Raw genomic sequence first — 14,934 nt, 5'->3', positions numbered from 1 at the left:
AGATCAACTAACTCTATTTCAAAAACTATTACTTTTATTTTAAAAGAAAAAAGACTGTAGGCAAACTCGAAATTTCGAGTTTGTCTACAGTCTGAGCAATTCTACTTTTGTAGAATTACTTTTTAAATGATGTTATTTCTTTTATTAAGAGTCTCATATATTTGATAATTATTTTTTCCCCGTTGTTTTGCCTGATACATAGCCATGTCAGCATTCTTAATTAACTCTGTCGCTTCAAGTCCATGTTGGGGATATAGCGCTATTCCAATACTTGGTGTAACTTGAGCCCTTTTTCCAAAGATAATAATAGGAGAATTGAGACTTTCAATCATTTTTTCTGCAACCATTATACAATCTTGGTCACTTATTTGATCGAATATCACTAAAAATTCATCGCCACCTAATCTTGCGACAATCCCTTTTTCTGCTACACATTTTTGAAATAATTTACTAACTTGTTTTAGAAGGATATCTCCACAGTCATGACCAAGGGAGTCATTTACTTGTTTAAATCCATCCAAGTCAATAAACATTACACCAATTTTTGTTTGTTCCTTTTTTGATGTTTTCATTAATTGTGAGAGTTTGTCCATGATAGCTCTTCGGTTTGGCAAACCAGTTAACTCATCTTCAAAAGCTAAACGTTTAACATTATCTAATTCATGCTTTTGAATGGTGATATCTCTTGCAATCAGTTCTCGAACAGATTGACCTTTGAATTCAATCTTCGTTGATTTGAATTCCAAATAAATCATGGCACCATCAGCTCTTCTAAACTTGATTTGCTCATTAAATTCACGATTCGGGAACTGATTGGAGTTTTCCTTTAACTTTTTAATAATGTCCTTAGAATCATGATGGACAAATTCCTCTAGGTTCCGATTAATTAAATCATTTGCAGAACTTAATCCAAATAAATTTGCTCCAGTTTCATTTATATAAATGATTTTTCCTTTTTTATGAATTAATATGGCTTCGGGTGATAATTGGACCAAGCGTTTGTATTGCTCTTCTTCGTTTTTTATTTGGCATACAGCTTTTTTACCAGATAACAGAGCCCAAAACATTAAAGAAACCTCTATAATAGGACCGATAAAATCTACCGTAATTTCGAATGTCCCCTCATCTTGGAAGTTAAATATTCGAATGATGGTATCATCTAAAATATCAAATAGTGAAGAGACTATGATTAGTGTTGAGATGATAATGATCCTTTTAACGTAAATTTTCATTGTTTACCTCCCTTCGAAAGTTTAGAAATCATAACAAGATTACTTTAAAACTCTAGCAACAGTACCTATTATTTGATAGTTTGCCGAGTAGATTCGAGCTTGTGATCCTACTTAAAATATTGAGATTTAGCTACACTCACTTTTCTGTATGGTGGCAAGCTTGTACCATTGTTTAATAAAATATTAAAAGAATCTAGTAGAGTTGAAAGTGAAGCTCGCTCCATTGTGTTAATATTAAATTCAATTCCATATTCCATTAAATCTTCGTTTACCTCTTCTTTCCAAACGATACTACCCTTCAATGTAATGAATTCTCCAAGGATTTCTGATTTAAACTGGTAAATTACATCGCCTCTTGTAGGTAATTTAAGATTAGAGATAAATCGTAGACCACCAATACTAATGTCTTCAATTAATACTTTTGATACGCCTAATTTCATTCTACGGCCTGCAATTGATACTAGTTCCATGTCAGCTTCAAGCGGAGAAGGGAAATTCAAGCGGTAATGACGCCTCTTGCTTTGTTTTGCTTTTTGTTCTGCATCTACTGGAGGCAATACTTTTTTCTGTAAAAGTAATTTAAATTCATTTAGAGGGACAGGCTGACTGAATAAATAGCCTTGAATTTCATGACAGTCTTCATCTTGAAGTATTTTTAATTGTTTAACAGTTTCTACGCCTTCCGCTACTACTCTTAGTTTTAATCCTTTTGCCATATAAATAATTGATTTAGTGAGATGCAAGTCACGATCACTTTGGTGCATGTTTCGAATAAAGGATTTATCAATTTTAATTAAATCAAAAGGAAATTGAGTTAAGTAGGAAAGGGAAGAAAAACCTGTTCCAAAATCATCTAAGGAAATTTTAATTCCTAGTTCTTTTAAACTGAAAATTGAATTTTTAACCACTTCGGAATTGCTTAAGATGGTACTTTCGGTAATTTCAAATTCAATGTCATCTGCTTGAATTCCAGTCTCTTGAATAATCGTGGCAACTTTATTTGGCCAATTTGGAATCAGAAAATGGACAGCTGAAATATTAATTGAAATCGGAACAACATTTATGCTGTTATTTTTCCAATTTCTTATTTGGCGACATACTTCATTTAAAACCCAATCATCAATCTCCGTAATTAAACCATTTTCTTCAGCAATAGTAAGGAATTCAGATGGGGAAACAAGCCCCCACTCGGGGTGATTCCAGCGGATTAGAGCTTCTGCACCAATGATTCGATTAGTTTTAGCGTTAACGCGTGGTTGAAAATATAAAGTCATTTCTTTATTCTCTACTGCCTTTTTTAGGTCTCTAGCAATACTGTAGTCTTTATAGGATTGAATACTACTAGAGTGTGAAAGAATAGAATAGTTATTTTTCCCACCTTTTACCGACTGATGTAATGCAAGATTAGCATTTCTCATTAATTCTAAACTTGTTAATCCATTTTCGGGATAGGTACTAATCCCAATACTTGCAGTGATATATAATTGGTAACCATTTAAATTAAATGGCTTATTCATACCTTCGATCATCTTATTGATTAATATTTTTAGTGCCTCAATTGACTCTATAGTTTCAATTAGAATCATAAATTCATCCCCACCACGGCGAGCAAGCATATCTTTTGATGTTAAATGCTTTTGAATACGGTTACTAAATAATATTAATAGCTCGTCTCCAGCTTGATTTCCGAGAGTGTCGTTAACATATTTGAAGCCATCAATATCTAATTTTAAGACAGCAAATTTATTATTGGTGTCGGCATACTGATCGATTAATAGATCTAAAGTTTCTATGAACTTATAACGATTAGGTAATTTCGTTAAAGTATCATAATTAGCCATGAAGCTAATTTTTTCTTCTAATGCTTTTTGTTCTGTAATGTCAGATATTAGACCAAATAAGCGCACCATATTCCCGTTATTATCCAATTCAGGGATTACATAATCTTGAAGCCATCGATAACTACCATTTTTATGTTTTATTCGATATTGATGTTTAATGATATTTCCTGTTGCTAATTTAGGTTGGTTACTCAAATATGTCTGTAAATCTTCAGGATGAATAAGGGAAGACCATTGAAGACCATTATTAAAATCATCTATTGTATAACCTGTTATATAGTTAACTCCATTTGAAATATCTAGATACCTACCTCTTTGAATATCTAAAGACCAGATTCCTACATCTGGGTTGTCGTAAAGTATATTCATTTGTTTTTCTTTTTTCAGTACTTCGCTAGATATCGTGTGATCAGTAATATCTTGAATAAACCCAACTAATCCTTCCAGATTCCCTTTTTTATCGAGAAGTATTCCCGTTTGTTCCTTCACGAGGCAGAACGTTTGATCTTGTCGGATTAGACGATATTCGATTTCAAAACCAGTCTTTTTGTTCAATGCAGTTTGCAGTGTATCTCTTAAACGCTCCCTATCTTCAGGGTGTACATAGCGTAAGAAGTGGTTAAAAGAAGGTGTAAATGTCGATTGTGGATTGATTTGAAGCATATCCGCGATTTGCTTAGAAAAATAAAGGAAATCATTAATTGCATCATAGTAAAAACTACAAATATAATCGACTTCATCAAACGCTTCTCGCATTTTAATAAATTGATTGAGCTTCTTTTCTTGCTTTTGCAAGTCAGTGTTATCTTTTAAAATGACATAAACTTCTTTACTTGTTTTACTTTTGATAGGTATAAGGATCATCTTGAGATCGATTGGCTTTCCTTTTTTCGGGAAACCTACAGCATTAAATATCTGAGTTTTTCCTGATATAGCATTTTCAAAGTAATTATTAACTTTTGAAGAGGTATCTTTTAGCAGAAGATCAAAAAAGGGATTTTTTAAATCTTGTTCGTTAAATCCAAATCTGTTAAGAAATATCTGGTTGCAAGAAATGATATTCCCACTTGAATCTAATTTAACTACCGCATTTAAATAGTCATATATTTCAGGCTTGAGATTTAATTCGTTTTCTATAAAGAGTTGCTCTTGCTCATTTATTTTTTTAAAAAACTTTTTAATCATTTTAACTACCCTCACATAACTTTTATTATTTAATAGTAAAATAGTGCTTTTATAGAACTTTCGAATCGATAATATGAAATGAGTGAATTCTTTATTAAATCTAGTAAATAATTGATTAACGTGTAATGAAAAAGACATATATTATTTGTTTAAAACAATAAAATTGTTATGTAAAATTTCAACATTATTTCATGGAAATTAGAATTAATGTCAAATGATTGATATTGTATACATTTTGATTATAGCAAATATTACTCAGGAAAAGGGATGTCAAAAATATGAAAAATGGTAAAGGTGGGGCCTAATTGGATGGTAATAATTTACTAAGTTATTATATGAAGTTTGAATTTATAAGTGGCATTTACCCGAATCATAACGACGATGAATGGCAGGTAGCGTCGGAGTAATTATGCAATTCAACATTTCAAGATGACCTTCTATTAAGTATTGCATTCCTCGGGCAAAACTAACTGGCTCATACTTTATCCCATTAAACGTCAAAATCATTATTCATGGTTTTGGCGTTTTTGCTTTTTCGTTTAACCTATAATCTCAACCACATTTGTGGTCGATTTAGCATCCAATTCAAAGCTTACATCCTAATATAAATCACGCTTAAAAGTGTTAGCCCACTACCTATATTAATTTGTAGTTATATTGTCTAAAAAGTAAAAAAGAAACTTCATACAAATTGAATATTGTGCAGATTAAACAATTTAATTAATATTGTGAATATATAGAAAATTGTAGAATAATAGGTTTTGATAGAGAAAAGCTTTAAAAAAATCGTTCCTATTTTTAGAAAAAAGTAAGTTTTAAATTATACAAGGACTGAATGTTCCTTGTATGTGGACGAGCATTCTTAGGTAGGATGAGGGATCAGTATTAGCAATCTAATTATTTCCAACTGTTCATGTGGTGCTCTTTTTAAGAAAACCATTTGGATGTTGGGGGAAGAAGTGTGATAAAAATTCAAGTTTTTAAGGAGGGAAAAGTATGGTTAGTAAACAAAGGAATTCTTTAGGAAAGTTTGAGAGTAAGTTGAAAAAAGAAGATGTAATTGTTGTAGACGCTAAGGCTGCTAAGCGAACGGTTTTCGTTACTTCACTTGGTAACGCAATCGAATGGTTTGACTTCGGTGTGTATGCATATTTAGCAGTTACCATTGGGAAAGTCTTTTTTCCAGAGATTGATCCTTCCTATCAATTAATCTATGCGTTTGCCACATTTGCCATTGCCTTTATCGCCCGTCCAATCGGTGGTTATGTTTTTGGAATGTTGGGAGATCGAGTAGGTCGAAAGAAAATCCTTGCTCTTACATTAATAATGATGGCAGCCTCTACATTGTTTATCGGTCTGATTCCTAGCTATTCGACTATAGGGGTAGCAGCTCCCGTTTTGCTACTGATTGCTAGATTAGTCCAAGGATTTTCAACTGGAGGCGAGTATGCGGGAGCTATGACATACATAGCAGAGTCAACTCCAGATAAAAAGCGCGGTTATTTAGCGAGTGGTTTAGAAGTCGGAACTCTCGTAGGTTTCTCTGTCAGCGCTGCATTAGTTACTTTATTGACGTTCATCTTAGGTCCTGAAAAGATGGTTGAATGGGGTTGGAGAATTCCATTTTTGATTGCCGGTCCTTTAGGAATCATTGGTTTTTATTTACGTTCCCGTCTAGAGGAAACGCCTGCATTTAAGGCTATGGAAGAAGTGAAGGAAGAAGAAAGTCATCAAGTTTCTATTAAAGAAATTTTGACAAATCATTGGAAACCTCTTCTAATTTGTATTGGAATTGTATTGTTTTATAATACAGCGCTTTATATGGTTCTCACTTATATGCCATCTTATTTAACTCAAGAGCTTGGTTATGGTGAAACAAAAGGATTAGCGTATTCACTTCTTGTGATGGTTTTGATTATTCCAATCATTTTGGCTGCGGGTTATTGGAGCGATCGAATTGGCCGCAATCGCATTGTGATAGGTGCATTGATTGGAACTATTTTACTTAGTATACCTGCATTTATCATGATGGGTACTGGACATGATTTTGTTGTCTTTTTAGGATTATTTATCCTAGGTATTATGCTTGCTGCTTTCCAAGGAACGCTTCCTGCAACATTACCATCTTTATTCTTTACAGAAGTACGATACGGGTCACTCGCGATTACTTATAACATTTCTACCTCTCTATTTGGTGGAACTACACCACTTGTTATTGCTTCGTTAGTTAGTATGACGCATAATAGCATGGTTCCTGCGTATTTATTAATGGTTGTTTGTGTAATCGGACTTGTCGTAGTTGGCTTTTTTGTTAAAGAAACAGCGGGTAGATCGCTACGTGGTTCGGCTCCAACTGTCGAACATGCAAGTGAAATCGCCGAAGTATTAAAAAATCCTGATAAAGCGCTTTGGTGGAAAGAAGAATTGCCGTCAGAAAAAGCGGTTGAAAGTGATTATAAAGAACATGCAACAGTAAAATAATAAAATTGAAACACCTCGTAAAAGATTGGAATTCTCTTTTATGAGGTGTTTTTCATTTTGTGTTTTACGGATAAAAAATTATTTTCTAATAATTAATGTAGAGAAATTCTTAATTCTGAATTATTTTTCTATATTGATAATTGTATAAATTGATAGAAAAGTATAATATAGGGTTACAAAAACTACCAAGCGATAGATTCTTCGGAATGTTATAAATATTTATTCCCCTTGGTTACAAATCTAAATACTCTTTTTATTATGTTGGACATCTAAAAAAATCTGAAATGATTACATTCGAAAGGAGAGAAAGTTTAAATGCTATATGTTCGTGATATTACACAACTTCCTCTACTAAAAACTTCCAAAGTAAAATCAGGTAAAGACGTTTTAGGTAACAAGAAAATTGAATGGGTTTCAGTTATTGAGAGTCCCGTTGAGAATTTTGTCAGAGAAAATGAATTTGTACTTACTACAGGAATAGGTTGTCATGAGGATCTAGATATTTTATTAGAATTTGTAAAAGATGTATATGATTCTGGTGCATCTGCATTGGCCATTGCTACTGGTCGCTATATATTTGAAATTCCTGATGAAATTATTCAATTTGCAGAAGAAAGAAATTTTATATTAATAGAAATCCCGTGGGAGATTCGCTTTGCAGATATTGTTCATGAAGTTATGCGAGAATTAAATCAGATTCAACAAAATGATTTAAAACGGTCGAAAGATGTTCATCAAAATTTAATTCAAATGATTTTAGATGGTAAAAATATTGGGGAAATTTCAAGTTATGTAGAAGAAGAACTGGGTCTTCCCATATTAATATTAAATGAGAAAGGAAGCCCGACAGCCGGCAGTGCTAATCCAACAAAGGTTTTTAGTATAAGAAATCGATTGATTAGAATGCATCAAGATAAGAAAGCTTCCCAACATCCATTACACTCTAAAATGAAAACCATATCAGACGAAGATTCGAGCTTGTATCACTTGTCAATTCAAACAAATGGAGTACATGAAGGTGAAATTTGCGTACTAACTGATTTAGAGTATCAATTGAATCAACAAGACATACATATTATTGAACATGCTATGATGGCTAGTGCATTATGGTTTTCTCGAAATAGTGTTGTAACGAGAGCTGAGATGCGCTTGCAAAATGATTTTCTATTAAGGCTTATTAAGGGTGAAAGTCTGTCCGAGGAATATAAAAACGCAAAGGCGGAACAGTTTCAATACAATTTGAATACCGACTATGATTGTATCATTGGATATCCTGAGAATTTAGATTCATTAATGGAAAAGGATCACAAAAAACAATCCTTAAAATACAATTGGCTAGAAAAAATGATTGTTTATTTAAAAGAAGAATTAATCTTTGCAGCTGAAGCTGTTAAACATCAAATGTTATTTGCTTATGAAGGAAATCAGATCATTATTTTTTTAGAAGTAAAGAAAGAATCCTCTTCTGATTCAGTTAATCATTTTTTAGATTTGGTTGAACGAAGATTAAATCATTTATTTCCCAGCGTGACTTTTTCATGGGGAATCGGAAAATATAAAGAAGAGAATCAAGATTTCTCTCATAGTTTCAAAAAAGCAAAAGCAGCATTGGACATGGGAAGGAAACAAATTGGGATTGGCAAACGAGTAAACTTTGATGAAACTCGCATGAATCGGTTATTACTCAATTTGGCAATCAATGCAGAAGTAAAAGAAATTATGGCTGCCACGATTTTACCGTTAGTTGAGTATGACGAGAAACGGGATATGGATTTAATTAATACGTTCATAGGCTATAACCGAAATAGTGGAAATGTTAGTCAAACTGCACGCGATCTAAACCTTCACCGTCAATCACTTTTATACAGGTTAAGAAAAATCGAATCTTTAACTGGACTATCACTCGTGAATCCCGATGATCTATTCCTATTGGATTTTAGTATTCGCGTATGGTCAACAGGTGTTATTAAGAGGGAACAAATCAATACAGATCTTTCGAATATTGATGGGTTGTAAAGATATAGAGATATAGTTTGAGGCTAGGACAAAAGTAGATTTTAGAAAAAACACTATTATTTATAAAAGATTCTACTTTACTCGATGCCCATCCGTGCCAACTTGATAAAAGTTTTTTCTAATAAAGAATCTGATCTAGTGTCTGATGAGAGCGGTCTAAGCACACAAGCCGCAAAGCCATGTTGAAACATGTCTTTTCGACTTGTCTATGAGGCCAACAGGACGTTGGTCATGGTGGCAATGCTACAGGACGTAGCGTTTTTGCCACCGGCTTTGTGTAGGACCGCTCACATAAAATGTACCCTTCTAAACGTTCCGGAGATATTGCGCGGCTTACAGTGGTAGGCCGCGGTTTCTGGAGAGTGGCTAACACTTATTAACATGTAGTCGGCATTAACAACAAACATACAAACAATCAAACACCATTTCTCTATGAGAAGTGGTGTTTTTAATTTTGGCCCAACCTCAGACTCTCTTTTTATACACTTTTCAGTAAAAAAGAGAAAGGGTCCACCTGTTTGATTCAAAATTGTATAAAAGAAACTTCAGAAAATTCATACACATTATCGGATGTTTTATAAAATCGTTCTCTTTATAATGAAATCAACAAAGGTTACTAAAAAACAAAACAATATTTATACGCTGAAATGAGGGATTATGATGTTGCCATTTAGTTTAAAAGAGTATAAAAACCGTTTAGATCAAACAAAACGAAGTATGTTGGAAAGAGGAATTGAAGTATTAATTGTCACGAACCCAGCAAATATGAATTACCTTTCGGGATATAATAGCTGGTCATTCTACGTTGACCAAATGCTAATCGTTATTGTTGATGAGGATCAGCCAATTTGGATTGGAAGAAAAATGGATGCCAATGCTGCAAAAGCGACTACATGGCTATATCACGAAAATATTATTCCTTATCCAGAAGATCATGTTCATTCTAAAACAAAACATCCTAGTGAATTTGCTGCAAAAATATTAACGCAAATTGGCCAATCTAACCGCCGAATTGGAATTGAAATGGATTCTTATTATTTTTCAGTACAATCCTATGAATGTTTGAAAAAGAACCTGCCAAATGCAAAATTCTCTGATGCTAGTTTACTAGTTAACTATGTACGACTAATTAAATCAGATGCAGAAATTGAATTTATTAAGCGAGCATCAAAAATTGTTGAAGTCGGCATGCAAAGAGCAGTGGATTCGATTCAAGAAGGTGTTAGAGAATGTGATGCAGTTGCTAATATCTATCAATCATTAGTTCGCGGAACGGATGAGTTTGGTGGAGATTATCCTGCCATCGTGCCAATGCTTCCTGCTGGAGAAAATACATCGACTCCACATATCACTTGGACAGATAAAAAATATAAAGATAATGAAATGGTCATTATTGAAATTGCAGGATGTTACCAACGCTACCATTCTCCACTAGCACGTACGGTTTCACTAGGTAAGCCAAGCCAAGAAGCGTTAGATGTATCAAAAATTGTAGTTGAAGGATTAAACGCTGCCCTTGATGTGGTTAAGCCAGGAGCTACTTGTGAAGATGTAGAAATGGCATGGTCAAATGTGATTTCTAAGCATGGAATCGTCAAAGACTCAAGAGTTGGTTATTCGATGGGCTTAAATTATCCTCCAGATTGGGGCGAGCATACAGCAAGTATTCGTCGAGGGGATCTTACAGTGTTACAACCAAACATGACGTTCCACTTAATACCGGGACTATGGTTTGACAACTACGGAATTGAGATCAGTGAATCCTTTAGAGTAACTGAGACTGGCTGTGAAGTGCTAGCTGACTTTAAACGAGAATTGATTGTCAATGAAGACCGAAATATTCGAGTTTAAACTATAAAACTACTCCAAATTCCTAATAAGGGATATTCCAGGCAAGGAGGTAAATTTCTAATGTTAGTTTTAAATGATCTTGTCGATGAGGCAAAGGCGATCGAAGACAAGCTTGTAAGTTGGAGAAGACATCTTCATCAAAACCCTGAATTAAGTTTTCAAGAATACAAAACTTCTCAGTTCGTTGCAGAAACATTGGGTGAAATAGAGGGCGTGTCTATTCAAACAAATGTGGCGAATACAGGGATTGTCGCAACCATTTCAAATGGTGAAGGAAAAACAGTCGCCATTCGTGCTGATATGGATGCCTTGCCGATAGTGGAAAAAAACGAGCACGGTTTTCAATCGAAGAATCCTGGTGTTATGCATGCTTGTGGTCATGACGCGCATACCGCAATTTTGCTTGGCGTTGCAAAAGTTCTTGCAAAAAAAGCAAAAGAAGGATTATTTACAGGGACAATCAAACTAATTTTCCAACCTGCAGAAGAAGCAACAGATGATGAAGGACTTTCTGGAGCACCAAGAATGATGCAAGAGGGAATATTGGAGAATGTTGAGTCCATTATTGCTCTACACATGTGCCCTTGGGAACCTGTACAGACAATTCAAATGAATGACGGTTATAGTATGGCAAACGTTGATGTATTCCACGGGAAAATTAGAGCGACAGGTGGACACGGTGGCTATCCTCATTTAGGTACTGACCCTATTTGGATGCTAGGATCTTTCCTTCAAGCATTTTATGGAATCATCTCCAGGAAAGTATCAGCGCTAGATACAGCCGTTGCAAGTATTGGTCAAATACAGACGGGTACTGCAAGTAATATTATTCCTGAAGAAATATCGATTACGGGTACATTAAGAACTTATTCTCCTGAAGTAAGAGATCAGCTTGCAAACGAAGTAGAGCAAGTATTTAAAGTGGTTGAGCCACTTGGTGGATCTTATACATTTGAAGTAGAACGGGGAGAGCCTGCATTAAACAATAATCAAAACGTAAATGAAATCATAAAACATACTGCAAAAGAATTATACCCAGAGATGAAGATCATTCAAAAACCATTTGGACTTGGCGGAGAAGATTTTGGCTATATGACAAGACAGATTCCAGGAGCTATGTTCTTCCTTGGATGTGCAATTCCGGATGGGATTTCACGAGACTTGCATACCAATATTTTTGATATCGATGAGCGATGTCTACCAATCGGTGTATCAATTCTAACTGCATCGGCTCTTAATCTATTAAAGCAAAATTAAACTGCCACTTAAAATTTCTAAGGAAAGGTGTGTGTGTGATGAAAACAGAGCTACTTGGGATGGGCATGTACATTGCAGGTGAATGGATTACGAAAGAGGAGACGATTCCTGTTTTGAATCCACAAGACAATTCATTCATTACAAGTGTTCCTGCTGCATCGGCTGAAGATATGCTTTTTGCCATTGAAAAAGCAAAAGAGGGTGCAAAAATTGCTGCTGCAATGCCAGTTCACCAGAGAATTAGCATTTTAAACAAGGCAGCTAATTATATCAATGAAAATAAAGAAGAATATGCCATAACGATTGCTGAAGAAGGGAGTAAAACCATTCTTCAAGCTAGAGCTGAAGTAAAACGCTGTATTCAAACGTTACAAATTTCAGCAGAAGAAGCAAGACGTATTCAAGGAGAAACGATTCCTTTCGATCAAAGGGAAGGCAGTGAAAATCGCGTAGGCTATTACTACAGGTTCCCAATTGGGATCATTGCAGCGATCACACCTTTTAATGACCCACTTAACTTAGTTGCACACAAAGTCGGTCCTGCCATCGCATCAGGTAACGCAATTATTGTAAAGCCTGCAACCGCTACACCTTTAAGTGCTCTTCTTCTTGCGAAAGCATTTGAAGCTGCAGGATTACCACCTAAAGTTTTCTCTGTAATCACAGGACACGGTGGGGAAATAGGCGACATTTTAATCACTCATCCAGACATTCGGATGGTGTCATTTACAGGGGGCCTAGAAACTGGGGAGAATATTGCACATAAAGCTGGATTGAAAAAAATTAGCATGGAACTTGGATCCAATTCTCCTGTCATCGTTTTGAAGGACGCGGATTTCGAAGATGCAGTTGAATCTACTGTTTCGGGGGCATTCTATGCAGCAGGTCAAAATTGCCTTGGCGTTCAACGTGTTTATATCGAACGTGATATTTACGATGAATTTTGTTCAAGCTTCGTTGCTCGGACTGAGAACTATCAAGTTGGCGATAAAATGCTAGAAACAACAGATATGGGTCCGATGATCAGTGAAAAAGAAGCCATTCGAGTAGAAACTTGGGTAAACGAAGCGGTTAGTAAAGGAGCAAAAATTTTAACTGGTGGCAAGCGTCAAGGTGCGTATTATTCGCCGACAGTCTTAGTTGATGTTCCAGAAGATTGCACGATCGCTCAGCAAGAAGTGTTTGGACCAGTTGTTTTACTATATGCAGTTGATGATTTTGCTTCTGCTATCGAAAAGTCAAACGCTGTAAATTATGGATTACAAGCGGGTATCTTCACGAGAGATATTGAAAGAGCCTTCGAAGCAATCGAAAAATTAAATGTTGGCGGCATCATGATTAATGATAGTAGTGATTATCGAATTGATGGGATGCCATTTGGTGGAGTTAAAGGATCTGGCCTTGGTAGAGAAGGTGTGAAATTTGCCATCCAAGAGATGACAGAGCCAAAAGTAGTTAATTTTAAGTTGAATTATAAAAGAACGGTTTAAATTCTAAATGTGCGAGATTTATTCTCAGACAAAATAAATAGAAGTTTAGTTGAACGGAAAATTACAAAATGACATCTGGAGGGAATTTATTATGACTTTATCAGTAATCGAAAATGGACAAAAAAGATACGAAGAATTAGCAGAATTGGATAAAAAGCATTTCTTTCATCCATCAACATCTTTTAAACTGCAAAAAGAGCAAGGCCCTGGATTAGTATTCACAGAGGGTAAAGGAGTCTACTTAAAAGATGTTAGAGGAAAAGAGTACATTGATAGTTTATCTTCTCTTTGGAATGTAAACATTGGCCATGGAAGAGCAGAACTTGGTGAAGCTGCAGCAGAACAAATTAAAAAACTAGCATTTAGTTCGACGTTTGCAGGAAACAGTCATGAATCTGTTATTCAATTAGCAGCGAAAGTTGCAGAATTGGCACCGGGAGATTTAAATTATACATTCTTCACTTCAGGTGGATCGGAATCGAATGATACAGCATTTAAAACGGCTCGCTATTATTGGAAGATGAAAGGCCGTCCAAGTAAAAAGAAAATTATTTCTCGTACAAAATCTTATCATGGAGTATCTGTCGGTGCATCAGCTGCAACAGGATTAGCACCATTTAGAGATTTCCCATCATTAGCACCAGATTTCCATTATGTTGACTCTTCCATCGAAGCGATTAAAGAAATGATTGAACGTGAAGGCGCAGAAACGATTGCTGCCATCATTTCAGAACCAGTTCAAGGATCTGGCGGTGTAAACTTACCACCACAAAACTTCTTTAAAGAGTTACGTGATATCTGTGACCAAAATGAAATCTTATTAATTGTTGATGAAGTTATTAACGGATTCTACCGTACGGGTACAAACTTTGGTATTGATAACTTTGGCATTGTACCAGATATCATGTGTATTGCAAAAGGGATTTCTAGTGGTTATGCGCCAATCGGAGGTATGATCATTACTGACCGTTTAAAAGAGGAGTTAACAGATTTAACAGATGGTGTATTCATGCACGGTTATACGTACAGCGGTCATCCAATGTGTAGTGCAGTAGCTCTTAAAAACCTAGAGTTAATTGAACAAGAAAAGTTAAATGAAAATGTAAACTTGATGGGTGCTGAATTACTAAAAGGATTCCAGTATTTACAGCAAACACACGGTGGCATCGGTAATATCCGCCAAATTGGTTTACTTGGTGCATTTGAGTTCTTTAAAGATGAAGAATCAAAAACAAGATATGACGAACCGTTTGCTCCAAAAGTAGTAGCGGAAGCTTTAAATAATGGCATGATTGCAAGAGCCATCGTTTATGAAGGTCAAGATACTCTTGCATTTGCACCACCATTCTGTATTACAAAAGAAGAAGTAGAAAAAATGATTTCTATCGTTGATCAATCAATCAGCGCGGCAAAAAATAAAGCTTAATTGAGGATCCCCCTTTCAATTATAAATGCAAATATTCGAACTAAACGTCAAAATCCTAGATTATAGGTTTTGACGTTTTTTATTATGTTCGAAATAAATTCAAATTTTTGGAAATTTTTTTGTGATTTCTTACGTCATAGGTTTAAGGTTCTATG

The 14,934-nt window shown here is 35.0% G+C and carries 8 protein-coding genes; 6 read left to right on the top strand and 2 right to left on the bottom strand.

Annotated elements, in window-relative coordinates; all coding sequences use genetic code 11:
• Positions 1-122: 122 nt before the first annotated feature.
• Positions 123-1,232, bottom strand: coding sequence for a sensor domain-containing diguanylate cyclase (locus tag JOD29_RS12720; RefSeq protein WP_124765371.1), 1,110 nt, complete (start codon positions 1,230-1,232; stop codon positions 123-125).
• 107 nt (positions 1,233-1,339) lie between these two features.
• Positions 1,340-4,258, bottom strand: coding sequence for an EAL domain-containing protein (locus JOD29_RS12715; protein ID WP_158610571.1), 2,919 nt, complete (start codon positions 4,256-4,258; stop codon positions 1,340-1,342).
• A 996-nt stretch (positions 4,259-5,254) separates the two neighbouring features.
• Between JOD29_RS12715 and JOD29_RS12710 the strand changes: the two genes are divergently transcribed.
• From JOD29_RS12710 to JOD29_RS12685, 6 genes are all read left to right on the top strand, one after another.
• Positions 5,255-6,739: an MFS transporter gene (locus JOD29_RS12710; protein ID WP_124765375.1), complete on the top strand. Its 1,485-nt coding sequence runs from the start codon at positions 5,255-5,257 to the stop codon at positions 6,737-6,739.
• Positions 6,740-7,054: 315 nt separating this feature from the next.
• Positions 7,055-8,755: a PucR family transcriptional regulator gene (locus JOD29_RS12705; protein WP_124765377.1), complete on the top strand. Its 1,701-nt coding sequence runs from the start codon at positions 7,055-7,057 to the stop codon at positions 8,753-8,755.
• Positions 8,756-9,415: 660 nt separating this feature from the next.
• Entirely contained in the window at positions 9,416-10,606 is a 1,191-nt protein-coding gene (locus JOD29_RS12700; protein ID WP_124765379.1) for a M24 family metallopeptidase, read from the top strand.
• 60 nt (positions 10,607-10,666) lie between these two features.
• Positions 10,667-11,863 (top strand): M20 metallopeptidase family protein, encoded by a 1,197-nt coding sequence (locus JOD29_RS12695; protein WP_124765381.1) that lies wholly within the window; start codon positions 10,667-10,669, stop codon positions 11,861-11,863.
• 38 nt (positions 11,864-11,901) lie between these two features.
• Positions 11,902-13,353 carry an aldehyde dehydrogenase family protein gene (locus JOD29_RS12690; protein ID WP_124765383.1) on the top strand — a complete coding sequence of 484 codons (1,452 nt, stop codon included), beginning with the start codon at positions 11,902-11,904 and terminating at the stop codon, positions 13,351-13,353.
• Between the two features lie 91 nt (positions 13,354-13,444).
• Positions 13,445-14,779, top strand: a complete 1,335-nt coding sequence (locus JOD29_RS12685) for an aminotransferase family protein (protein WP_124765385.1) — start codon at positions 13,445-13,447, stop codon at positions 14,777-14,779.
• Positions 14,780-14,934: the final 155 nt, after the last annotated feature.

The organism is Lysinibacillus composti (assembly GCF_016908465.1).
GTDB classification, from domain to species: Bacteria; Bacillota; Bacilli; order Bacillales_A; family Planococcaceae; genus Ureibacillus; species Ureibacillus composti_A.
This window is presented reverse-complemented; position numbering and strand designations above follow the sequence as displayed.